This is a genomic window from Pseudomonas sp. P1_C12 (genome assembly GCF_056406435.1).
The window spans coordinates 90,312-113,618 of sequence record NZ_JBFUAE010000002.1 but is presented as its reverse complement, the minus strand read 5'-3'; the positions used below and the strand labels follow the sequence as shown (position 1 = coordinate 113,618).

The 23,307-nt window shown below is 59.7% G+C and carries 17 protein-coding genes; 11 read left to right on the top strand and 6 right to left on the bottom strand.

All coding sequences use genetic code 11. The features are described from left to right. Positions 1–140 precede the first annotated feature (140 nt). From acnD to prpD, 3 genes are all read left to right on the top strand, one after another. A complete protein-coding gene (acnD, locus tag AC1D19_RS03410; protein WP_477762395.1) occupies positions 141–2,735 on the top strand; it encodes a Fe/S-dependent 2-methylisocitrate dehydratase AcnD in 2,595 nt (864 codons plus the stop codon). A gap of 66 nt (positions 2,736–2,801) precedes the next feature. After that, on the top strand, positions 2,802–3,992 hold the full coding sequence (gene prpF / locus AC1D19_RS03405) for a 2-methylaconitate cis-trans isomerase PrpF (protein WP_477762394.1): 1,191 nt from the start codon (positions 2,802–2,804) through the stop codon (positions 3,990–3,992). A 69-nt stretch (positions 3,993–4,061) separates the two neighbouring features. Beyond that, a complete protein-coding gene (gene prpD / locus AC1D19_RS03400) occupies positions 4,062–5,546 on the top strand; it encodes a 2-methylcitrate dehydratase (RefSeq protein ID WP_477752598.1) in 1,485 nt (494 codons plus the stop codon). A gap of 132 nt (positions 5,547–5,678) precedes the next feature. Here the strand turns inward: prpD and ppsR are convergent, their stop codons facing one another. Further along, positions 5,679–6,497, bottom strand: a complete 819-nt coding sequence (gene ppsR, locus AC1D19_RS03395) for a posphoenolpyruvate synthetase regulatory kinase/phosphorylase PpsR (protein WP_477752599.1) — start codon at positions 6,495–6,497, stop codon at positions 5,679–5,681. 174 nt (positions 6,498–6,671) lie between these two features. On the opposite strand from ppsR, the gene ppsA reads away from it, so the two are divergent. From ppsA to AC1D19_RS03355, 8 genes are all read left to right on the top strand, one after another. Continuing rightward, complete coding sequence (ppsA, locus tag AC1D19_RS03390; RefSeq protein ID WP_477762393.1) at positions 6,672–9,047, top strand: phosphoenolpyruvate synthase; 2,376 nt, start codon at positions 6,672–6,674, stop codon at positions 9,045–9,047. A 211-nt stretch (positions 9,048–9,258) separates the two neighbouring features. After that, positions 9,259–10,248 (top strand): alpha/beta fold hydrolase, encoded by a 990-nt coding sequence (locus tag AC1D19_RS03385; RefSeq protein ID WP_477762392.1) that lies wholly within the window; start codon positions 9,259–9,261, stop codon positions 10,246–10,248. Between the two features lie 140 nt (positions 10,249–10,388). Further along, positions 10,389–10,877: a ribonuclease E activity regulator RraA gene (gene rraA, locus AC1D19_RS03380; RefSeq protein WP_477752622.1), complete on the top strand. Its 489-nt coding sequence runs from the start codon at positions 10,389–10,391 to the stop codon at positions 10,875–10,877. 27 nt (positions 10,878–10,904) lie between these two features. Continuing rightward, positions 10,905–11,900, top strand: a complete 996-nt coding sequence (locus tag AC1D19_RS03375; protein WP_477752602.1) for a zinc transporter ZntB — start codon at positions 10,905–10,907, stop codon at positions 11,898–11,900. 62 nt (positions 11,901–11,962) lie between these two features. Beyond that, complete coding sequence (locus AC1D19_RS03370; RefSeq protein ID WP_007996720.1) at positions 11,963–12,211, top strand: hypothetical protein; 249 nt, start codon at positions 11,963–11,965, stop codon at positions 12,209–12,211. Positions 12,212–12,213: 2 nt separating this feature from the next. Beyond that, positions 12,214–13,038, top strand: a complete 825-nt coding sequence (locus AC1D19_RS03365) for a mechanosensitive ion channel family protein (RefSeq protein WP_223544160.1) — start codon at positions 12,214–12,216, stop codon at positions 13,036–13,038. 90 nt (positions 13,039–13,128) lie between these two features. Continuing rightward, positions 13,129–13,719 carry an RNA polymerase sigma factor SigX gene (gene sigX, locus AC1D19_RS03360; protein ID WP_081501652.1) on the top strand — a complete coding sequence of 197 codons (591 nt, stop codon included), beginning with the start codon at positions 13,129–13,131 and terminating at the stop codon, positions 13,717–13,719. Positions 13,720–13,826: 107 nt separating this feature from the next. Next, positions 13,827–14,873 carry an OmpA family protein gene (locus AC1D19_RS03355; protein ID WP_477752605.1) on the top strand — a complete coding sequence of 349 codons (1,047 nt, stop codon included), beginning with the start codon at positions 13,827–13,829 and terminating at the stop codon, positions 14,871–14,873. A gap of 75 nt (positions 14,874–14,948) precedes the next feature. Here the strand turns inward: AC1D19_RS03355 and cobA are convergent, their stop codons facing one another. The 5 genes from cobA to AC1D19_RS03330 all read right to left on the bottom strand — a co-directional run bounded on the left by cobA (position 14,949) and on the right by AC1D19_RS03330 (position 23,304). Then, positions 14,949–15,734 carry a uroporphyrinogen-III C-methyltransferase gene (cobA, locus tag AC1D19_RS03350; RefSeq protein ID WP_477762391.1) on the bottom strand — a complete coding sequence of 262 codons (786 nt, stop codon included), beginning with the start codon at positions 15,732–15,734 and terminating at the stop codon, positions 14,949–14,951. A 10-nt stretch (positions 15,735–15,744) separates the two neighbouring features. Then, positions 15,745–18,462: a nitrate reductase gene (locus tag AC1D19_RS03345; protein WP_477762390.1), complete on the bottom strand. Its 2,718-nt coding sequence runs from the start codon at positions 18,460–18,462 to the stop codon at positions 15,745–15,747. Then, positions 18,462–18,779 carry a nitrite reductase small subunit NirD gene (nirD, locus tag AC1D19_RS03340; RefSeq protein ID WP_477762389.1) on the bottom strand — a complete coding sequence of 106 codons (318 nt, stop codon included), beginning with the start codon at positions 18,777–18,779 and terminating at the stop codon, positions 18,462–18,464. Before nirD ends, AC1D19_RS03345 begins: the two co-directional genes overlap by 1 nt. Further along, positions 18,776–21,229 carry a nitrite reductase large subunit NirB gene (gene nirB / locus AC1D19_RS03335; protein WP_477752608.1) on the bottom strand — a complete coding sequence of 818 codons (2,454 nt, stop codon included), beginning with the start codon at positions 21,227–21,229 and terminating at the stop codon, positions 18,776–18,778. Before nirB ends, nirD begins: the two co-directional genes overlap by 4 nt. A gap of 404 nt (positions 21,230–21,633) precedes the next feature. Then, positions 21,634–23,304, bottom strand: a complete 1,671-nt coding sequence (locus tag AC1D19_RS03330; RefSeq protein ID WP_477762388.1) for a bifunctional protein-serine/threonine kinase/phosphatase — start codon at positions 23,302–23,304, stop codon at positions 21,634–21,636. Positions 23,305–23,307: the final 3 nt, after the last annotated feature.

The window sequence follows — 23,307 nt, the reverse complement described above, 5'->3', positions numbered from 1 at the left end:
GCGAAGACGATCTGTCATTCAACATGTTCGTTGACTGATCCACCGCATTCGCTGGCAAGCCAGCTCCTACAGAGGTTCGGTACCACTTGAGTACCGGTGCCAGGCCCACCTTTTGTAACTACCGTGACCGAGTCCTGACGATGAACACTCAATTCCGTAAACCGCTGCCCGGCAGCAAACTGGATTACTTCGATGTCCGCGCAGCGGTCGAGGCGATCCAGCCTGGCGCCTACGACACCCTGCCGTACACCTCCCGTGTGCTGGCGGAAAACCTTGTGCGTCGCTGCGACCCGGCCATGCTCACCGAATCCCTGAAGCAATTCATCGAACGCAAGCGCGATCTCGACTTCCCGTGGTTCCCGGCCCGCGTGGTGTGCCACGACATCCTCGGCCAGACCGCTTTGGTCGACCTCGCCGGCCTGCGTGATGCCATCGCCCTGCAAGGCGGCGACCCTGCGCAAGTCAACCCGGTGGTGCCGACGCAACTGATCGTCGACCACTCCCTGGCCGTCGAGCGTGGTGGCTTCGATCCGCAGGCGTTCGAGAAGAACCGCGCCATCGAAGACCGTCGCAACGAAGACCGTTTCCACTTCATCAACTGGACCAAAAAGGCGTTCAAGAACGTCGACGTGATCCCGCCGGGCAACGGCATCATGCACCAGATCAACCTGGAGAAAATGTCCCCGGTGATCCAGGTGCGCGACGGTGTGGCCTTCCCCGACACCTGTGTCGGCACCGACAGCCACACCCCGCACGTCGATGCGCTGGGTGTGATCGCCATCGGCGTTGGCGGCCTGGAAGCAGAGAGCGTGATGCTCGGCCGCGCCTCCTGGATGCGCCTGCCGGAAAGCGTCGGCGTCGAACTGACCGGCAAGCTGCAACCGGGCATCACCGCCACCGACATGGTGCTGGCGTTGACCGAGTTCCTGCGCCAGCAAAAAGTGGTCGGTGCGTGGCTGGAGTTCTTCGGCGAAGGCGCGTCAAAGCTGACCCTCGGCGACCGCGCGACCATCTCCAACATGGCCCCGGAATACGGCGCCACCGCGGCGATGTTCTACATCGACCAGCAGACCATCGACTACCTAAAGCTCACGGGCCGTGAAGACGAGCAGGTGCAGTTGGTCGAGAACTACGCCAAGCAGACCGGCCTGTGGGCTGACAGCCTGAAAGGCGCGCAGTACGAGCGCGGCCTGACGTTCGACCTGTCTTCGGTTGTGCGCAACATGGCTGGCCCGAGCAACCCGCACGCCCGTGTCGCGGTTTCGGATCTGGCAGCCAAAGGCATCGCCGGTCAGTGGGAAGACGTACCTGGCCAGATGCCGGATGGCGCGGTGATCATTGCCGCCATCACCAGTTGCACCAACACCAGCAACCCGCGCAACGTGATCGCCGCCGGCCTGCTGGCGCGCAACGCCAACAAGCTCGGCCTGACCCGCAAGCCGTGGGTCAAATCGTCCTTGGCACCGGGTTCGAAAACCGTCGCGCTGTACCTCGACGAGGCCGGTTTGACCGATGAGCTGGAGCAGCTCGGATTCGGCGTCGTGGCCTTCGCCTGCACCACCTGCAACGGCATGTCCGGCGCGCTGGATCCGGTGATCCAGCAAGAGATCATCGACCGCGACCTGTACGCCACTGCCGTGTTGTCCGGTAACCGCAACTTTGACGGCCGGATTCACCCGTACGCCAAGCAGGCGTTCCTCGCGTCGCCGCCATTGGTCGTTGCTTACGCCATCGCCGGTACCATCCGTTTCGACATCGAAAAAGATGTGCTGGGCGTGGTGGATGGCAAGGAAATCCGCCTGAAAGACATCTGGCCGAGCGACGAAGAAATCGACTCGGTGGTGAAGGCCTCGGTGAAACCTGAGCAGTTCCGTCAGGTCTACATCCCGATGTTCGCCATCCACGAAGACACCGGTCCGAAAGTCGCACCGCTGTACGACTGGCGCGAGATGAGCACCTACATTCGCCGTCCGCCGTACTGGGAAGGTGCATTGGCCGGGGCACGTCCGCTCAAGGGCATGCGTCCGCTGGCGGTGCTGCCGGACAACATCACCACCGATCACCTTTCGCCGTCCAACGCCATCATGCTCGACAGCGCCGCCGGCGAATACCTGGCGAAAATGGGCCTGCCGGAAGAGGACTTCAACTCTTACGCGACTCACCGTGGTGACCACCTGACTGCGCAGCGCGCAACCTTCGCCAACCCGAAACTGTTCAACGAAATGGTTCAGGAAAACGGCAAGGTCAAGCAGGGTTCGCTGGCCCGTGTCGAGCCGGAAGGCAAAGTGATGCGCATGTGGGAAGCCATCGAAACCTACATGGATCGCAAGCAGCCGCTGATCATCATCGCAGGTCAAGATTACGGCCAGGGTTCGTCCCGCGACTGGGCGGCCAAGGGCGTGCGCCTGGCGGGTGTGGAAGCGATTGCCGCCGAAGGTTTCGAACGCATTCACCGCACCAACCTGGTGGGCATGGGCGTGTTGCCGCTGGAATTCAAAGCGGGCACCAACCGTCATACCCTGGGCATCGACGGCAGCGAAACCTACGACGTGATTGGCGAGCGCACGCCACGTGCCGAGCTGACGCTGGTGATCCATCGCAAGAACGGCGAACGCGTCGATGTGCCGGTGACCTGCCGCCTCGATACCGCCGAAGAAGTGTCGATCTACGAGGCTGGCGGTGTGTTGCAACGCTTCGCCCAGGACTTCCTCGAAGAATCGGCGGTCGCCGTCTAAAACAGGCTGTACCGACACGGGACTTCAAGTCCCGTGTCTGCTTTCAGATTAGGAGTAACGAGCACCATGGCTCATGCACCGCAGATCAAAATTCCCGCCACCTACATGCGCGGCGGCACCAGCAAAGGCGTGTTTTTCAGCCTGAAGGATTTGCCTGAAGCGGCACAGGTCCCAGGCCCGGCCCGCGACGCTTTGCTGCTGCGCATAATCGGCAGCCCCGACCCGTACGACAAGCAAATCGACGGTATGGGCGGCGCGACTTCCAGCACCAGCAAAACCGTGATCCTGTCGAAAAGCATCAAAGCCGATCACGATGTCGACTACCTGTTCGGTCAGGTGTCGATCGACAAGCCGTTCGTGGACTGGAGCGGCAACTGCGGCAACCTGTCGGCGGCGGTCGGTTCGTTTGCCGTCAGCAATGGCCTGGTGGACGCCAGCCGCATCCCGCACAACGGCGTGGTGGTGGTTCGCGTGTGGCAGGCCAACATCGGCAAGACCATCATCGCTCACGTACCGATCACCAATGGTGAAGTGCAGGAAACCGGTGATTTCGAGCTCGACGGCGTGACCTTCCCGGCAGCCGAAGTGCAGATCGAGTTCCTCGATCCTGCGGCGGACGAAGAGGGTGGCGGCGGTTCGATGTTCCCTACCGGCAACCTCGTGGATGACCTGGAAGTACCCGGTGTCGGTACCTTCAAGGCGACCATGATCAACGCCGGCATCCCGACAATTTTTATCAATGCCGAAGACATCGGCTACAAAGGCACCGAGTTGCAGGGCGCGATCAATGGCGATCCGAAAGCCTTGCTGATGTTCGAAACCATCCGTGCCTACGGCGCGCTACGCATGGGTCTGATTTCGAACATCGACGAAGCGGCCAAGCGGCAGCACACGCCGAAGGTGGCCTTCGTGGCCAAGCCTGCGGACTACGTGGCATCAAGCGGCAAGGCGATAGCGGCGGGGGATGTCGACCTGCTGGTGCGTGCATTGTCCATGGGCAAGTTGCACCACGCGATGATGGGCACGGCGGCAGTGGCGATCGGTACGGCTGCAGCGATTTCCGGCACTTTGGTGAACCTCGCTGCAGGCGGTATCGAACGCAATGCGGTGCGCTTCGGCCATCCGTCCGGCACCCTGCGTGTCGGCGCCGAGGCCAGTCAGGTCAATGGCGAATGGACCGTGAACAAGGCAATCATGAGCCGCAGTGCGCGGGTGTTGATGGAAGGTTTCGTTCGCGTGCCAGGCGACTCGTTCTGACACAAACCCCGTAGGAGCTGCCCTGAACCGAGGTCCCATCAACGACCCACTTCATAGAGTGAATCGAACATGAGTGCCAACGTCGACCTGAACAACCGTCCGGACTACGACAAGGTCCTGCAGGACATTGCCGATTACATTCTCAACTTCAAGATCGAGTCTGAAGAGGCGCTGGATACCGCGCGTAACTGCCTGATCGATACCTTGGGGTGCGGCTTGCTGGCCCTGCGTTTCCCGGAGTGCACCAAGCACCTGGGGCCTGTGGTCGAAGGCACCGTCGTGCCGTTCGGCGCCCGCGTGCCGGGCACCAGTTACCGGCTCGATCCGGTGAAGGCGGCGTGGGACATCGGCTGCATCGTGCGCTGGCTCGACTACAACGACACCTGGCTCGCCGCCGAGTGGGGACATCCGTCGGATAACCTCGGCGGTATTCTCGCGGTGGCCGACCACCTGTCGCAAAAGCGCCTGGCCAATGGCGAGGCGCCGCTGACCGTTCGCACGGTGCTTGAATCGATGATCATGGCCCACGAGATTCAAGGGGTGATCGCCCTTGAGAATTCGTTCAACCGCGTCGGCCTCGATCACGTGATTCTGGTGAAAGTCGCCTCGACCGCGGTTGCGGCCAAGCTGATGGGCGCCAATCGCGAACAGTTGTTGTCGGCGTTGTCCCACGCCTTTGCCGACGGTCAGGCCTTGCGCACGTACCGGCATGCGCCGAATGCCGGCTCGCGCAAGTCCTGGGCTGCGGGCGATGCGTCCAGTCGTGGCGTGCGCCTGGCGGACATTGCGATGCGCGGCGAGATGGGCATCCCCGGCGTATTGAGTGCCAAGCAGTGGGGTTTTTACGACGTACTGTTCAGCCACACCAATAGCGATCTGGCACTCAAGCCAGAAGACAGGCGCGGGTTCAGTTTCTCGCGGCCGTACGGCAGTTATGTAATGGAACACGTGCTGTTCAAGATCAGTTTTCCCGCCGAGTTCCATGCGCAAACGGCCTGCGAAGCGGCGGTGACCTTGCATCCGCAAGTGCGTAATCGCCTGCACGAAATCGACAGGATCGTCATCACCACCCATGAATCGGCGATTCGCATCATTTCCAAAGTCGGTCCATTGGCAAACGCCGCCGACCGCGATCACTGCATCCAGTACATGACCGCCGTGCCGCTGGCCTTCGGCAATCTGGTGGCGGAGCACTACGAGGACGATTTCCACAAGGCGCATCCAATCATCGATGTGCTTCGCGAGAAAATGGTCATCGTCGAAGAGCCGCGTTACACCCGTGAATACCTGGAGGCGGATAAACGCTCGATTGCCAATGCGGTGCAGGTGTTCTTCAAGGATGGTTCGAACACTGAGAATGTGGTGGTGGAATACCCGATCGGGCATCGTCGGCGCCGGGTTGAAGGTATCCCGTTGCTGGAGGAGAAATTCAGGGCGAACTTGCTGACACGATTCACCGCTCAGCGCAGCGAAGAGATTTTTGCGCTGTGCAAGGATCAGCAGAAACTTGAGGCGACAGCGGTGAACCGGTTCGTGGATTTGTTTGTTACCTGAAAGACCGCGTTATCGTTCAATCGTCGGAACGCCGCCCGGAGCCGGCTCGCTCCTACAGTTGATTTGTGTTCACCGCAGATCCCCTGTAGGAGTGAGCCTGCTCGCGATGAGGCCGGAACAGGCAATAAAGGTTTACTTGAACCGCCGCTCCACACCTTTCTCCACCAGAATTTTCGCAGATATTTCTTCCACCGAAAAATGCGTGGAGTTGATGTGCGGGATGTTTGCGCGGCGGAACAGGTTCTCGACCTCGCGCACTTCGAACTCGCACTGGGCGTAGCTCGAATAGCGGCTGTTGGGCTTGCGCTCGTTGCGGATCGCGGTGAGGCGGTCTGGGTCGATGGTCAGGCCGAACAGCTTGTGCTGGTGGGCGCGCAGGGCGTTTGGCAGTTGCAGGCGTTCCATGTCGTCTTCGGTCAGCGGGTAGTTGGCTGCGCGGATACCGAATTGCATGGCCATGTACAGGCACGTCGGCGTCTTACCACATCGCGACACGCCCACTAGTATCAGGTCGGCCTTGTCGTAATAGTGCGTGCGGGCGCCGTCGTCGTTGTCGAGGGCGAAATTCACCGCCTCGATGCGTTCCATATAATTGGTGTTCGAGCCGATGGAATGGGATTTGCCCACGGTGTAGGAAGAATGCTCGGTCAGTTCCTGTTCAAGCGGTGCCAGGAACGTCGAGAAAATGTCGATCATGAAACCATTCGAGGTTGCGAGAATCTCACGAATGTCCTGATTGACGATGGTGTCGAAGATAATCGGACGGAAGCCGTCTGTTTCGGCGGCTTTGTTGATTTGTTGTACCATGGCCCGCGCTTTGTCCACGTTGTCGATGTACGGACGCGTGACTTTGCTGAAGGTAATGTTTTCGAACTGCGCCAGAAGGCTTTGGCCGAGGGCTTCGGCGGTAATGCCGGTACCATCGGAGATAAAGAAAGCAGATCGTTTCATTTGCACCTTGGGCCTTAAGCTAGTGACGAATCTTGGATATGATAGGCGCGATTTGCCGGCCGCCAATGGCCCGCATTCTCACTTATTTTCCAGGTCCAGGCCATATAGCCGGTAAATGCTCATTTAAGCAGCCGGTTTCTGAGCTTTTCCAACACAGTTAGTGGAGAGATCACCTTGGTAGAGTACGTAGTTTCCCTCGATAAGCTCGGCGTCCATGATGTAGAGCATGTGGGGGGCAAGAACGCATCCCTCGGCGAGATGATCAGCAATCTGGCAGGCGCCGGTGTATCGGTGCCCGGTGGCTTCGCCACGACCGCTCAGGCTTATCGTGATTTTCTGGAGCTGAGCGGCCTGAACCAGCAGATTCACGACGCCCTCGATGCCCTGGACGTCGATGACGTGAATGCCCTGGCCAAAACCGGTGCCCAGATCCGCCAGTGGATCATGGAAGCCGAATTCCCTGAAAAACTGAATGCCGAAATTCGTACCGCGTTCGCTACGCTGTCCGCCGGCAACCCTGACATGGCCGTGGCCGTGCGTTCTTCAGCCACCGCCGAAGACTTGCCGGACGCTTCCTTCGCCGGCCAGCAGGAAACCTTCCTGAACATCCGTGGTGTGGAAAACGTCATCCGCGCCGCCAAAGAGGTGTTCGCTTCGCTGTTCAACGACCGCGCCATTTCCTATCGCGTGCACCAAGGCTTCGACCACAAGCTGGTTGCCCTGTCCGCTGGCGTGCAGCGCATGGTCCGTTCCGAAACCGGCACCGCCGGCGTGATGTTCACCCTCGATACCGAATCGGGCTTCCGTGACGTGGTGTTCATCACCGGCGCCTACGGCCTGGGTGAAACCGTCGTACAAGGCGCGGTGAACCCGGATGAGTTCTACGTCCACAAGGGCACACTGGCGGCTGGTCGTCCGGCCATCCTGCGCCGCAACCTGGGCAGCAAGGCCATCAAGATGATCTACGGCGACGAGGCCAAGGCCGGTCGTTCGGTGAAGACCGTCGACGTGGACAAGGCCGATCGCGCCCGCTTCTGCCTGACCGACGCCGAAGTCAGCGAGTTGGCCAAGCAGGCGATGATCATCGAGAAGCACTACAAGTGCCCGATGGACATCGAGTGGGCCAAGGACGGTGACGACGGCAAGCTGTACATCGTGCAGGCCCGTCCGGAAACCGTGAAGAGCCGCACCCAGGCCAACGTCATGGAACGTTACCTGTTGAAAGAGACCGGCACCGTGCTGGTGGAAGGCCGCGCCATCGGCCAGCGCATCGGCGCCGGCAAGGTCCGCATCATCAAGGACGTGTCCGAGATGGACAAGGTCCAGCCAGGCGACGTACTGGTTTCCGACATGACCGACCCGGACTGGGAGCCGGTCATGAAACGCGCCAGCGCCATCGTCACCAACCGTGGCGGCCGTACTTGCCACGCGGCGATCATCGCCCGTGAGCTGGGTATCCCGGCAGTAGTGGGTTGCGGCAACGCTACCCAGCTGTTGAAAGACGGCCAGGGCGTGACCGTTTCCTGTGCTGAAGGCGACACCGGTTTCATCTTCGAAGGCGAACTGGGCTTCGACATCAAGAAGAACTCCGTGGACGCCATGCCGGAGCTGCCGTTCAAGATCATGATGAACGTCGGCAACCCGGACCGCGCCTTCGACTTCGCGCAGCTGCCGAACGCCGGTGTGGGTCTGGCCCGCCTGGAGTTCATCATCAACCGCATGATCGGCGTGCACCCTAAAGCACTGCTGAACTACGACGGCCTGCCGCTGGACATCAAGGAAAGCGTCGACAAGCGCATTGCCGGCTACAACGACCCGGTCGGCTTCTACGTCGAAAAACTGGTCGAAGGCATCAGCACCCTGGCAGCTGCGTTCTGGCCGAAGAAAGTCATCGTGCGCCTGTCGGACTTCAAGTCCAACGAATACGCCAACCTGATCGGCGGCAAACTCTACGAGCCGGAAGAAGAGAACCCGATGCTGGGCTTCCGCGGCGCTTCGCGTTACATCAGCGAATCGTTCCGCGACTGCTTCGAGCTCGAGTGCCGCGCTCTGAAGCGTGTGCGCAACGAGATGGGCCTGACCAACGTCGAAATCATGGTGCCATTCGTCCGTACCTTGGGCGAAGCGAGCCAGGTGGTCGATCTGCTGGCGGAAAACGGCCTGGCCCGTGGCGAAAACGGCCTGCGCGTGATCATGATGTGCGAACTGCCGTCCAACGCCATCCTGGCGGAAGAATTCCTCGAGTTCTTCGACGGTTTCTCCATCGGCTCCAACGACCTGACCCAGTTGACCCTGGGCCTGGACCGTGACTCCGGGATCATTGCGCATCTGTTCGATGAGCGTAATCCGGCAGTCAAGAAGTTGCTGGCCAACGCCATTGCCGCGTGCAACAAGGCCGGCAAGTACATCGGCATCTGCGGTCAGGGCCCTTCGGACCACCCGGACCTGGCCAAGTGGCTGATGGAACAGGGCATTGAAAGCGTTTCGTTGAACCCGGACTCCGTACTGGAAACCTGGTTCTTCCTGGCTGAGGGTCAGGCGCAGGCTTGATCCGGTGTAAACGGGCCGCTCTCTCTGTAGGAGCGAGCTTGCTTCGGGCGGCGTTCCGACGATGGACGTCAACGATAACGCGTTTATCCTGGATAAACGTGGTGTCCTGAAGTTCTTCGCGAGCAAGGCTCGCTCCTACAGGGAGCGGTCTTTTTGAGATTCAAGCAGGGCGGGCTCCATCTGGATGCCGCCCTTTTTTGTGCAAGAGATTATGCAAAGCAGCAGCAACCTATTTCCTGTCGCTCTGATCAGCGCCGAACGGCGCGGCGATTTGAGCGAAGATGTCTATCGTTTGAAACCCGGTAACAGCCCCGACTTCACCGTCGAACTGGCTGTGACGCGTCTTGGCATGGCCGATGAATCGTCCTCCCGTGGCGTGCCGGTGATCCTGCTGCACGGCAGCTTTTCCAATCGCCGGTTCTGGTTTTCTCCCAAGGGCCTGGGGTTGGGCGCTTATCTGGCTCGATTGGGGTTCGACGTGTGGATTCCGGAAATGCGCGGTCACGGCCTGTCCCAACGTAACCACGACTACCGCAAGAACCGAGTCGCCGACTACGCTCGCTATGATCTGCCGGCCATCGGCGCGTTCGTGCGCGAGCAGAGCGGGCAGGCCCCGCACTGGATCGGTCACTCACTGGGCGGTATTACCCTGGCGGCGGCGCTGGGTGGCGAGTACATCGGTGAGTCGGTCGTGGCCTCGGCGGCGTTTTTTGGCACCCAGGTCAGCCGCACTTACTGGCCCTTGAAGATTCCACCGGTGGAGTGGGGCAGCCGCTTCATTCTCAAGCGTTTCGCCCAGTTGTCCGGCTCAAGGCTCAAGCGCGGCCCGGAGGACGAGCCGATCGGCCTGGCCCTGGAAAGCATGCGTTGGTTTGGCCTGTTCGGGCGTTTTGGCGATGCCGAGAAAAACTGGTGGGCGGGTTTGGCCGAGGTCAAGTTGCCGGTGCTCGCCGTGAGCGCAGCGGGTGATCATCAGGATCCTGCGTGGGCGTGCCGCAAACTGTTCGAGCAATTCGGTTCGGAGCACAAGCAATTTATCAACCTGGGTCGAGACCAAGGTTTCGCCGACAATTTCGGCCATGTTGAAATGCTCGTCAGCAAACCCGCCCAGGCCGAAGTCTGGCCGTTGGTGACCCGCTGGCTGGCGGATCAGCAGGCACCGTTGTTGGGAGATCAACGGGATTTGGCCGCGGCGGTTTGAGCCTGACGCTCTAACAAGGGCATTTCGCTCTGATCGGCTTGCGGCTAAGATATGACGCATTGAGCTGTTCCGGTCACTTTCCGTGGCTGAGTCATCACTGATGTTCGTGCTGTCTTCCTCTTTACAGGAGTTTCTCGATGATCCATTACCTCACGCCTGACCTGTGCGACGCCTATCCGGAACTGGTGCAGGTGCTGGAACCGATGTTCAGCAATTTCGGCGGCCGTGATTCCTTCGGTGGCGAAATCGTGACCATCAAGTGCTTCGAAGACAACTCGCGGGTCAAGGAGCAGGTCGAGCTCAAGGGGAATGGCAAAGTGCTGGTGGTAGACGGTGGCGGTTCCCTGCGTCATGCGTTGCTGGGGGACATGCTGGCCGAGAAAGCCGCGAAAAACGGTTGGGAAGGGCTGGTAATCTACGGTTGCATCCGCGACGTCGATATCGTCGCGCAGACCGATCTGGGCGTTCAGGCCCTCGCCAGCCACCCGAGGAAATCCGACAGGCGCGGGCTCGGCGATCTCAACGTTGTGGTGACGTTTGCCGGTGTGACGTTCCGTCCAGGCGAATACATTTATGCGGACAACAATGGCGTGATCGTCTCGCCAAGCCCGCTGAAGATGCCTGAATAAAACGTTGAGCCAACCAAAGGAGTGCGGATGTTCGAGGAAGAAAACGCGCAATGGGGGCTGGTGCATGCCCTGGTGCTGGACGGTAGAGGCGGCGCGCGTTCGATTGCCCGGACTGAACTCGATGACTTGCAGCTGCAGGCCCATGAAAGCCTGTGGCTGCATTGGGATCGCAGTCATCCGCAAACCCGGACCTGGTTGCGCAAATCCAGCGGTCTAAGCGAATTCAGCTGTGACCTGTTACTCGAAGAAAACACCCGTCCGCGACTTTTACAGCTTTCAGACAGCGAACTGCTGCTATTTTTGCGCGGGGTCAATCTGAACCCCGGTGCCGAGCCCGAAGACATGGTGTCGGTGCGGATCTTCGGTTCTGCACAGCGCGTCATTTCCCTGCGTTTGCGTCCGTTGCGCGCCACTGAAGAACTGTTGGTGCAACTGGCCGACGGCAAAGGGCCGAAAACAGCCTCCGAACTCATCCTGTACATGGCGCAGTACCTCACCAACAAGGTGCAGGATCTGGTCAGTGACCTCTCGGAGGTGGTCGATGAGGAAGAAGAAAAGCTAGATTCCGACGAACGGTATGCGCCGGAGCACGGTGCTGTATTGCAGATCCGTCGCCGGGCCGCCGCGTTGAAGCGTTTTCTCGCTCCGCAGCGGGATATTTTCGGGCAATTGACGCGGATCAAGTTGCCCTGGTTCGTCGAGGACGATGGTGATTACTGGAACGAATTGAACAACAGCCTGACCCGCTACCTCGAAGAGCTGGAATTGACCCGGGAGCGGGTGGGGCTGGTCCTGGAAGCTGAAGACCGTCGGTTGAGCGTGCGCATGAATCGCACGATGTATCGCTTTGGCGTCATCACCGGGATCTTTTTGCCAATGAGTTTTCTGACCGGGCTTTTGGGGATCAACGTCGGTGGCATTCCATTCTCTGCCAGCCCTTATGGCTTTCTGATCGCCTGCCTGATGATGGTCTCGGTGGCGCTGGGGCAGTGGTGGTTATTCCGACGTTTGTGCTGGGTCTGAGGGAAACCATGTGACCCGAGCAAAACTGACCGCGTCTCCCACAGACATCACGAGAGGTGCGTATGCACGATCCGTTTGAACAGTCTTTACGCGACATGCTCAAGGCCTCACCGTCCACGCGGGACGACGATGCGTGCCTGGGGCGTGTGCTGAAAACCGCCAACCGCCAGGTTGGCGCCGGTGATTTGTTCAGTCTGCTGGGGCGCTGGTTGCCCGCACTGATGATCGCCCTGAATAACGGATCGGCCCATGTCGCGCCGGTATCCCGTCTTCGTAAACCTGCTGCTCGCACTGCTGATAAGGCTGATTGAATATGGAACTTGATCTCTGGACTCAGAGCCTCGTCACTGCAATGACTGCGTTGTGGACCAAGGTTGCGAACTTCATTCCGAACCTGTTCGGCGCACTGGTTGTGCTGCTGTTGGGTTTTGTCGTGGCCAAACTGCTGGACACCCTGCTCTCCAAGTTGCTCGCCAAACTGGGCCTTGACCGCTTGATGGGCGGCACTGGCCTGACCAAGCTGCTGTCCCGCGCTGGACTGCAAGTTCCTATCTCGACCCTGATCGGCAAGATCGTCTATTGGTTCATTCTGCTTATTTTTCTGGTTTCTGCCGCAGAATCACTTGGGCTTGAGCGGGTTTCAGCTACGCTGGATATGCTAGCGTTGTATCTGCCGAAGGTTTTCGGCGCGGCGCTGGTGTTGCTGGTAGGTGTTTTGCTGGCGCAACTGGCCAACGGGTTGGTGCGTGGAGCGGCAGAAGGCGTGGGCCTGGACTATGCTTCAGGGCTTGGTCGAATTGCCCAGGGCCTGGTGATCATCATCAGTATTTCGGTTGCGATCAGCCAGCTGGAGGTCAAGACTGACCTGCTGAACCATGTGATCGTGATCGTGTTGATAACCGTTGGTCTGGCGGTAGCGCTGGCCATGGGGTTGGGAAGCCGGGAAATTGCCGGCCAGATTCTTGCGGGAATCTACGTGCGCGAGCTGTACCAGGTTGGGCAACAAGTACGTGTTGGCGAGGTCGAAGGCCAGATCGAAGAGATCGGCACGGTTAAAACCACATTGCTGACCGATGAGGGTGAGCTAGTCTCTCTTTCCAATCGGATCCTCCTTGAGCAGCATGTGAGTAGCCACTAACCCGGCAAACCCTGCTAATGTATGCCGCCGCAAAATGCCTGCTGATGCTGGCTGCGGCGGACATTGACCTGACTGTCGGCCCGACTTGTTTTGAATAAAACCCAATCGTTATCCATGCGCTACGACCCCCGCGAGCTCTCTGATGAGGAGTTGGTCGCGCGCTCGCATACCGAACTGTTTCACGTAACACGCGCCTATGAAGAGCTGATGCGGCGTTACCAACGAACATTATTTAACGTGTGTGCACGATATCTCGGGAACGATCGCGACGCAGACGATGTCTGTCAGGAGGTCATGTTGAAGGTGCTGTATGGCCTGAAGAACTTCGAAGGTAAATCGAAGTTCAAGACGTGGCTATATAGCATCACGTACAACGAGTGCATCACACAGTATCGAAAGGAACGGCGAAAGCGTCGCTTGATGGACGCATTGAGTCTTGACCCCCTTGAGGAAGCGTCCGAAGAAAAGGCGCCGAAACCTGAGGAAAAGGGTGGACTCGATCGCTGGTTGGTGTATGTGAACCCGATTGACCGCGAAATTCTGGTGCTACGATTTGTCGCAGAGCTGGAGTTTCAGGAGATCGCAGACATCATGCACATGGGTTTGAGTGCAACAAAAATGCGGTACAAGCGCGCTCTAGATAAATTGCGTGAGAAATTTGCAGGCATTGCTGAAACTTAGTTCAGCGCAAATATCTCTTACGTGTAGGCAAGTTCTGTTAGACTTGCCGCCGAGTTGTCCCCCAGTTTGCGGGACTGCTTCACAATCACCAGATGGGGATTTAACGGATGAAACTGAAAAACACCTTGGGCTTGGCCATTGGTACTCTTATTGCCGCTACTTCGTTCGGCGCACTGGCACAAGGCCAAGGCGCAGTTGAAGGCGAGCTCAACTACGGGAAGAAGTACAACGACAGCGTTAACAACGTTGAAGACGGCTACACTCCTGGCGCCTCCATCGGTTACTTCTTGACCGACGACGTATCGTTGAACTTCACCTACAACAACGATGACTACACCCGTTCGAACAACAACACCGGCAACCAGAAAATCGAAGGCGACCAGTTTGGTCTGAACGCTCAATACCACTTCAACAACGCTGGCGACGCTCTGCGTCCTTACGTTCAAGGTGGTGTCAAGCACGGCAGCATGACCAACGTAGCCGCTGACGGCCACACCGGTCGTGACCAGTCGACTTTCCTGACTGCTGGCGCTGGCGTTAAGTACTACTTCGTTGAAAACGTTTACGCTCGTGCTGGCGTAGAAGCTGACTACAAGCTGGACAACGGCCGTTGGGACTACATCCCGTCCGTAGGTCTGGGCGTGAACTTCGGTGGCGGCAACAAGCCTGCTGCTGCTCCGGTTCCAGCTCCAGAAGTCTGCTCCGACAGCGACAACGATGGCGTTTGCGACAACGTTGACAAGTGCCCGGACACCCCAGCCAACGTTACTGTTGACGCTGATGGCTGCCCAGCTGTTGCTGAAGTCGTTCGTGTAGAGCTGGACGTGAAGTTCGACTTCAACAAGTCGGCAGTCAAGCCAAACAGCTACGGCGACATCAAGAACCTGGCTGACTTCATGAAGCAGTACCCATCCACCACCACTACTGTTGAAGGTCACACCGATAACGTCGGTCCTGACGCTTACAACCAGAAACTGTCCGAGCGTCGTGCAAACGCCGTTAAGCAAGTTCTGACCAACCAGTACGGTGTTGAGTCGTCCCGCATTCAGTCCGTTGGCTACGGCGAATCCCGCCCGGTTGCTGACAACAAAACTGAAGCTGGTCGCGCTGTTAACCGTCGCGTAGAAGCGCAGGTTGAAGCTCACGCTAAGTAATTAGCTCGCAGCTCTGAGAAAAGCCCGGCTTAGGCCGGGCTTTTCTTTGTCTGCGATTTAGTGAGGAGGGACGCGTCAGGCGCGTTGATATCCAACATTGATGTCGACGGACAGAACCTCTTCGCGAGCAGGCTCGCTCCCACAGGAGGAGATGGCGTTGGCTGCGACTGCGCCAATCACCAGGATTGCCGGGCTTTTCAACTCGAAAGCACAGGCATCTTCCTCCATTGCCATCAGGCTGCTTCGACATTCCCGTTGATGCGGCAACGATGCATTTTCAATCATTGCCACCGGCGTATCTGCCGCCATTGCCCCGGCCAGCAGTTGCTCACGGATCTCGCTGAGCTTCGCCACCCCCATGTAGATCACCAGTGTCGTGCCGCCTTGGGCCAGCGCTTGCCAGTTCAGGCTGCTGTCATCCTGAGTGTGGGCGGTCACCAGAGTCACCCCTCGTGCCACGCCGCGCAGGGTCAATGGAATATCGCATTGCGTCGCGCCCGCCAGGCCGGCGGTGATGCCATTGACCAGTTCAACCTCGACACCACGCTCACGCAACCACTGCGCTTCTTCACCGCCACGCCCGAAGATGCACGGGTCGCCACCCTTGAGGCGCACCACGCATTTGCCCTGACGGGCATAACGCAACATCAGGCGATGGATAAAGGCTTGCGGCGTTGAACGACAGCCGCCGCGCTTGCCCACCGGAATTATCCGCGCGCCGGGACAGTGCTCCAGCACCACGTCGTTGACCAGATCGTCGATCAGCACTACATCCGCTTCTCTCAACGCCCGAACAGCTTTGAGGGTCAGTAATTCAGGATCACCGGGACCTGCACCCACCAGCCAGACTTTTGCGCTCATAGTGTTTTCCTCACGAGATGGCGGCTTGCGGCTGCGCGGTGGCGGCCAGCAAACGCTTGATTTCCGGGACGCAGGAGCCGCATTGCGTGCCGCAACCCAATTCTTGTTTCAAACCCGGCAAGTCCAGGCCGCGGCGGATGCCAGCGCAGACCGCGTTTTGGCTGACGTTTTTGCAGTTGCACAGGGTTTTGTTGCCGATCGCTTCGGCGTCAACCTGGCCCGGTGGGGCACTCAGTGGCGCGAGCAGCCAGCGCCGTAGTTGTTCATCGGAGCGACCTTCGAGCCAGAGGTTTTGCAGCCAGTGCCGGGCGAGGGTTTCACCCGCCAAGCGGATCGCTGTGATCCGGCCGTTCTCGATCCGCACCCGCTTACCGATGGAGCGTCGTGGATCGTCGTAGGCCAGGACCGGTCCATCGTTTAGCCCCAGGCATTGATCGATATCGCGCAGCAGTTGCGGATCTGGCGCCGTGGCGCTGGCAGCGCGTATAAGCAGCGCAGGGCGCTCACGACCGGTCAAACTGAGGCTGACGTAGGAAAACGCCTCGCAGAGGGGGCGCAGAGTCTCAAAGTGTTGTTGGACATCGCCCTCTATCAGCGCAAAAAGGTGCCAAGGTAAATGCACCGGTTCCAGGCGCACGCCGCTGTGTTTGAGTTCCGGTTGTTTCGACAACGGGTCGAAGGCGGGCAGGGTGAGGCTGTTCACGCCCCCCTTGAGGAAACGGTCACCAAAATGCATCGGCAAGAAGGCTTGGCCCGGACGCACGCTATCGTCACTGGCGACCGGCAAGATCACCGCGCCGCGGCGGCTTTTCAGGCTGATCAAATCGCCGGTTTGCAGGCGATGCCGGCGCAGCTCATCCGGGTGCAGGCTCAATACGGCTTCACTGACATGACCGAACAACTGCGCGGCGGTGCCGGTGCGGCTCATGCCGTGCCATTGATCGCGCAGACGACCGGTGATCAGCGTTAGCGGGAAACGCGCCTCACGTTGTTCCTTGGCGGCGCGATAGGGATCGGCCACGAACTGCGCGCGTCCGCTGGAAGTCGGGAAAGTGCCGTCGAGATAGAGGCGGGCGGTGCCTGCGCTGGACCCCGTAGGAAAGGGCCATTGTTGCGGGCCGATTTTGTCGATCAACCCGTGGCTGATCCCGGACAAATCCAGATCCCGGCCACGCGTCAGCTGTTTGTATTCGTCGAAGACCTGTGCCGGGGTTTCAAAGGCAAACAGGCTGGTCGCTTCCGGACGCAGATGTTTCTCCAGGCGCTGTGCGAAATCCACCGTGATCGCCCAGTCCGGACGCGCTTCACCTGGTGCGGCGATCGCGCGGCGGACGTGGGAAATACGCCGTTCGGAGTTGGTCACCGTACCGTCCTTTTCGCCCCAACTGGCGGCGGGCAACAACAGGTCGGCAAACCTGGCGGTTTCAGTGGTGCGAAAGGCCTCCTGCAAGACCACGAATGGGCAGGCTTGCAGTGCCGCGCGCACGGCAGTCTGATCGGGTAGAGATTGCGCGGGGTTGGTGCAGGCGATCCACAAGGCTTTGATCTTTCCGTTGCCCACCTGCTCAAACAACTCGATGGCAGTCAGCCCCGGGTTTTCGGGCAGTTGATCAACGCCCCAGTAAGCGGCCACGTCGGCACGGTGCTCAGGGTTGGCTGCGTCACGATGACCCGGCAGCAGGTTAGACAGGCTACCGGTTTCCCGCCCACCCATGGCATTCGGCTGACCGGTCAACGAGAAAGGTCCTGCACCCGGGCGACCAATTTGCCCGGTGGCCAGGTGCAGATTGATCAGTGCACTGTTTTTCGCGCTGCCAGCGGTGGACTGGTTCAACCCCATGCACCACAACGACAGGAAAGACGGTGAAGTACCGACCCATTCAGTGCATTGCTGCAGTTGCTCAACGCTGATTCCGCACAGCTGCGACACCATCTGCGGTGTGTAATCGCGCACCAGTTTCTTCAGCTCGGGCAAGCCTTCGGTATGGTCCTTGATGAAGTCACGATCGATCCAGTCTTCCCACAGCAGCAAATGCAAAATCCCATGGAATAAAGCGACATCGGTGCCCGGCAAGATCGGCAGGTGCAGATCAGCCAGATCGCAGGTGTCTGTACGACGTGGGTCAATGACGATGACCTTCATCTGCGGCCGGCGGACTTTGGCCTCTTCCAGCCGACGGAACAGCACCGGATGGGCGTAGGCCATGTTGCTGCCGACGATCATCACGCAATCGCTCAGCTCCAGGTCTTCGTAGCTGCAGGGCGGGGCGTCGGCACCCAGGCTGCGCTTGTAGCCGACCACCGCCGAGGACATGCACAGCCGCGAATTGCTGTCGATGTTGTTGGTACCCACCAGGGCACGTGCCAGCTTGTTGAAGGCGTAGTAGTCCTCGGTCAACAGTTGCCCGGAAATGTAAAACGCCACGCTGTCCGGGCCATGTTCGGCAATGGTCGCGGCAAAAACGCTGGCGGCGTGATCGAGGGCGGTATCCCAGTCGGTGCGGTGGCGGGCCAGGCCTTTGCCGAGGCGCAGTTCGGGGTACAGCGCCCGCGCGGTCTCGTCGCCGGTCAGGTGCAGGGTCGAGCCCTTGCTGCACAGTTTGCCGAAATTGGCCGGGTGCGCCGGGTCGCCGCTGACGCCGAGGATGCGCTCGCCGTCGTGTTCGATCAGCACGCCACAGCCGACCCCGCAGTAACAGCAGGTGGATGCAGTGATCTGGCGGTCCATCAGCCTGCATCCCGCAGGGCCAGCATCACCCGGCCGTTTTCCACCCGGGCGAGATGGTGATGGGTACAGCCGATGTCCGGGGCCAGGGCTTCGCCGCTTTCCAGGTCGATTTGCCAGTTGTGCAACGGGCAGGCCACCCGCTTGCCGTAGACCAGACCTTGGGACAACGGGCCGCCCTTGTGCGGGCAGCGGTCGTCGAGGGCGAACACTTCGTCGTCGCTGGTACGAAAAATTGCGATGTCTCCCTTTGGCCCGGCGATGATCCGCGAGCCCAGGGCATTGATCTCTTCCAGTGCGCAGATATCCAGCCAGTTCATGCCAGCACCTCCAGGTTTTTCACGGGGATGACGTCGAATTCTTTTTTCAGCAGGGGCTGTTCCAGGCGCTCCTTCCACGGGTCCTGTTCGAACGACAGGGAGAATTGCAGGCGATCGTTGAGCGCTTTGCGACGCTCCGGATCTTCCAGCACGGCTTTCTTGATGTGTTCCATGCCGACCCGTTGCAGGTAGTGCACGGTGCGTTCGAGGTAGAAGGCTTCTTCGCGATAGAGCTGCAGGAACGCACCGTTGTATTCGCGGACTTCTTCAGCGGTTTTCAGTTTGACGAAGAATTCCGCGACTTCGGTCTTGATCCCGCCGTTGCCACCGATGTACATCTCCCAGCCGGAGTCCACGCCGATAATTCCCACATCCTTGATGCCGGCTTCCGAGCAGTTGCGCGGGCAACCGGAGACAGCCAGTTTCACCTTGTGCGGTGACCACATGTTGAACAGGTCATGTTCCAGTTCGATACCCAACTGTGTTGAGTTCTGGGTGCCAAAGCGGCAGAACTCGCTGCCGACGCAGGTTTTCACCGTGCGGATGGATTTGCCGTAGGCGTGGCCGGACGGCATGTCCAGGTCTTTCCATACCCCCGGCAGGTCTTGCTTGCGGATGCCTAGCAAGTCGATGCGCTGACCACCGGTGACTTTGACCATCGGCACGTTGTACTTGTCGGCAACATCGGCAATGCGCCGCAGTTCCGAAGGATTGGTCACACCGCCCCACATCCTCGGGACTACAGAGTAAGTGCCGTCTTTCTGAATGTTGGCGTGAGCCCTTTCGTTGATCAGGCGCGATTGCGGGTCGTCCCTGGCTTCCCCTGGCCAGGTGGAAATCAGGTAGTAGTTGAGCGCCGGCCGGCAGGTGGCGCAGCCGTTGGGTGTGCGCCAGTTCAGGTAGCTCATGGTGCCGGCGATGGTCAGCAGGTGCTGCTCGCGGATGGCCTGGCGGATTTGCCCGTGATTGAGGTCGCTGCAGCCGCAGATGGCCTTTTCGCTTTTTGGTTTGACGTCCGCGGCGCCGCCCACGGTGTTGATCAGGATCTGTTCGACGAGGCCGGCGCAGGAACCGCAGGAGCTGGCAGCCTTGGTGTGTTTCTTGACGTCGTCGACACTGAATAGCCCATGTTCCTGAATGGCCTTGACGATGGTGCCTTTGCACACACCGTTGCAGCCGCAGACTTCGGCCGTGTCGGCCATGCTCATGGCTTTGTCCTGGCCCTGATGTCCTACGTCGCCCAGTGCATTTTCACCGAACATCAAGTGATCGCGGATCTCGTCGATGGCGTGATTCTCGCGGATCTGCCGGAAATACCAGCCGCCATCCGCCGTATCGCCGTACAGACAGGCGCCGACCAGCACGTCATCCTTGATCACCAGTTTCTTGTAGACGCCGCCAATCGGGTCCGAGAGGGTGATGGTCTCGGTGCCTTCACCGCCCATGAAGTCGCCGGCGGAGAACAGGTCGATACCGGTAACCTTCAATTTGGTCGAGGTCACCGAACCCTTGTAGGTGGCAAAACCCAGTTGGGCCAGGTGGTTGGCGCAGACTTTGGCCTGTTCGAACAGCGGCGCCACCAAACCATAGGCGATGCCGCGGTGGCTGGCACACTCGCCGATGGCATAGATCCGTGGGTCGTAGGTTTGCAGGGTGTCGTTGACCAGAATCCCGCGGCTGCACGGAATGCCGGATTTCTCCGCCAGTTCGGTATTGGGGCGAATGCCGGCGGCCATCACTACCAGGTCAGCGGGGATGATGTCGCCGTTCTTGAATTGCACCGAACCGACCCGGCCATTGCCCGCGTCGTGCAGGGCCTGGGTCTGCTCGCACAGACGGAAATGCAGGCCGCGAGACTCCAGGGCGGTTTGCAGCAGTTGGCCGCTGGTCTTGTCCAGCTGCCGCTCCAGCAACCACTCACCGATATGCACCACGGTCACGTGCATGCCCCGCAGCATCAGGCCGTTGGCAGCCTCCAGGCCGAGCAGGCCGCCACCGATCACTACGGCGTGGCGGTGGGTTTTCGCGGTGTCGATCATGGCCTGGGTGTCGGCGATGTCGCGGTAGCCGATCACGCCCTCAAGGGTGTTGCCGGGAATGGGCAGGATGAAAGGTGTCGAGCCGGTGGCGATGAGCAGGCGATCGTATTCGGCTTCGCTGCCGTCTTCGGCAATGACCCGGCGCTTGACCCGGTCGATCTCCACCACCTTGCGGTTGAGCAGCAGCTTGATGTTGTTTTCCAGGTACCAGTCCAGGTCGTTGAGCACGATCTCTTCGAAGGTCTGTTCGCCGGCCAGTACGGGCGACAGCAGGATGCGGTTGTAGTTGGTATGGGGTTCGGCGCCGAAGACCGTGATGTCGTACAGCTCATTACTCAGCTTGAGCAGTTCTTCCAGGGTGCGAACCCCGGCCATGCCGTTGCCGATCATCACCAGTTTTAGTTTTTTCATCAGGTTCTCCGGGGAGCTCGGGCCTGCCTCATCAGGGCATTCAGGCCTTGCTCGACAAAATTTTGCGCAAACAAAAAAAGGCGTCTCGCCAGTTAACTAGCGAGGACGCCTTTGTCCTTGTCCCGTTCTCTCGGGCAGCGCAGCTTTCTACGTTGAAGGCTGGGCTTTATGTATGTTGGAAAAGGTAATGCAGCGGTTGTGCCAAGTCGCCCAAATGCCGAATTTATGGGCTCTCACCGTGGAAGGAGGGTGTTTGCGTGCACCGGTTCAATGCGCTATGCCCGGTTTTGAAGCAGAAAGATCAAAAGATCGCAGGCTGCGCCAGCTCCTACAGGGGATCGTGGGCCACCCGTAAGAGCTGGTGCAGGCTGCGATCTTTTGATCTTTTGGGGTCAATAAACAGCTCAACCATGAAACAGCAAAAACAACAGCACCAGATTCACCAGCAACGACACCAGCGCCAACGTCCGCCAGACTTTCAGCGGTTCGCGCTCCAGCAACGGTCTGGGGCGCACGCTCAAACTGCGTCGTTCTCCCTGTTCCAGTAGCAACAACCATTCTTCCGCTGTTTCAAAGCGCTGATCCGGAGCCGCCGCCACTGCGCGCTCCAGGCTTTGCGCGATCCATTCCGGCAGGTCGGGCCGGTAGCGACTGGCGCTGACAGGCACACCAAATCGAGGGCGTTGAAACGCTTCGATTTCGCCGTAGGGATAATGCCCGGTCAGCAGGTAATACAAGGTCACGCCGACTGCATACAAATCCTGTTGTGGTGTAGGAGGGTCACCTCGAAAGGCTTCCGGCGCGATATAGCTGGGCGTTCCGGGCAGGGCGCAAGCTTGATCTTCGGACAGCCCGGGACAATAGGCGAGGCCGAAATCCAGCAGGCGCAACTCGCCGTCGTCCCCTAGCAGCAGGTTCTCCGGTTTGATATCGCGATGCAGAATTTGCCGTCGATGCAAGATGCCGATAGCTCGCAGCAGGCGTTCGGCCAGGTCCAGCCATTGAGCCAATGGCAGCGTTGCGACACGCTCATGCAGCTCAGCCAAGGTCGACCCGGAATATTCCCGCATCACGTAGTACAAATGCTGACGCTGACTGGCGGCATGGACTTCAGGAAAATGCCGCCCGGCCACACGCTTGAGAAACCATTCCTCCGACAACAACGCCTGCCCGGCCTGGTGATCGTCACGTAGCGCACTGGGCAAGGTTTTCAGCAGCCAGGGCTGTTGTTGTGCGTCGCGCACCCGGTAGAGCAGCGATTGCTGGCTCTGGCCGAGGATCCCTTCGACCTGCCAGCCTTCGAAAGGCTGGCCTGGCTTCAGCGCGGGCGGGAGTGGCCATTGCTGCAGATGAATCAGTGCATCGCCAATGCTGGTTTCACCGAGGGCATCGACCCGCACCAGCAGGGCGCTGGCGTTGTCCTGGCTGCCGGCCAGATGCGCAGCGCTGACCAGGGTCTGCGCGGCACTGTTCAGGTCAGGTTGATCGCGCAAAATGCCCGCAATGGCGGTGTCGCCCAGCACGGCCCAGATGCCGTCGCTGAGCAGCACGAAACTCTCATTCAGCCGTAGTTCGCCATCGAGAAAGTCCAGCACCAGGTGTTGATCCAGTCCCAAGGCCCGTTTGAGCACATGCTGCATGCCCGGCTGGTCCCAGACGTGATCCTCACTCACCCGTTGCAGCGTGTCGGCGTGCCAGCGATAAACCCGGCAATCGCCGACATGCGCCAGGGTGAAACGCCGGCCACGCATCACCAAGGCACTGACAGTGGTCAGCAGCGGTTGCCCGCCACCGTTCGCCTGCAACCAGCGATTTTGCGCCAGTAACAGACGGTCCAATGCCTGGGCGACGCCCCAGGTTTCCGGGGTGGCGTAGTAGTCCAGCGCCAGGGCCTGCAAGGTCGAACGGGCCGCGAGACCGCCATCGGCGCATTGGCTGACGCCGTCGGCGATGGCGAACAGGTAACCCTTGCTCGCCGCCAGCGCCGGGGCCGGAGTGACCAGGCGCAGAGCGTCCTGGTTCTCCTCGCGGGGGCCGATGGCGCTGTGTTCGGCGAAGCTCAGTTGCAGGCTCATTCA

Excerpts from the sequence above, each read along its gene's own strand:
- AC1D19_RS03345 (WP_477762390.1), bottom strand. The coding sequence starts at position 18,462 with ATGGACCGCCAGATCACTGCATCCACCTGCTGTTACTGCGGGGTCGGC.
- ppsR (WP_477752599.1), bottom strand. The coding sequence starts at position 6,497 with ATGAAACGATCTGCTTTCTTTATCTCCGATGGTACCGGCATTACCGCC.
- acnD (WP_477762395.1), top strand. The coding sequence starts at position 141 with ATGAACACTCAATTCCGTAAACCGCTGCCCGGCAGCAAACTGGATTAC.
- prpF (WP_477762394.1), top strand. The coding sequence starts at position 2,802 with ATGGCTCATGCACCGCAGATCAAAATTCCCGCCACCTACATGCGCGGC.
- cobA (WP_477762391.1), bottom strand. The coding sequence starts at position 15,734 with ATGAGCGCAAAAGTCTGGCTGGTGGGTGCAGGTCCCGGTGATCCTGAA.
- AC1D19_RS03385 (WP_477762392.1), top strand. The coding sequence starts at position 9,259 with ATGCAAAGCAGCAGCAACCTATTTCCTGTCGCTCTGATCAGCGCCGAA.
- nirD (WP_477762389.1), bottom strand. The coding sequence starts at position 18,779 with ATGAACTGGCTGGATATCTGCGCACTGGAAGAGATCAATGCCCTGGGC.
- prpD (WP_477752598.1), top strand. The coding sequence starts at position 4,062 with ATGAGTGCCAACGTCGACCTGAACAACCGTCCGGACTACGACAAGGTC.
- AC1D19_RS03375 (WP_477752602.1), top strand. The coding sequence starts at position 10,905 with ATGTTCGAGGAAGAAAACGCGCAATGGGGGCTGGTGCATGCCCTGGTG.
- AC1D19_RS03355 (WP_477752605.1), top strand. The coding sequence starts at position 13,827 with ATGAAACTGAAAAACACCTTGGGCTTGGCCATTGGTACTCTTATTGCC.
- AC1D19_RS03370 (WP_007996720.1), top strand. The coding sequence starts at position 11,963 with ATGCACGATCCGTTTGAACAGTCTTTACGCGACATGCTCAAGGCCTCA.
- nirB (WP_477752608.1), bottom strand. The coding sequence starts at position 21,229 with ATGAAAAAACTAAAACTGGTGATGATCGGCAACGGCATGGCCGGGGTT.
- AC1D19_RS03365 (WP_223544160.1), top strand. The coding sequence starts at position 12,214 with ATGGAACTTGATCTCTGGACTCAGAGCCTCGTCACTGCAATGACTGCG.
- AC1D19_RS03330 (WP_477762388.1), bottom strand. The coding sequence starts at position 23,304 with ATGAGCCTGCAACTGAGCTTCGCCGAACACAGCGCCATCGGCCCCCGC.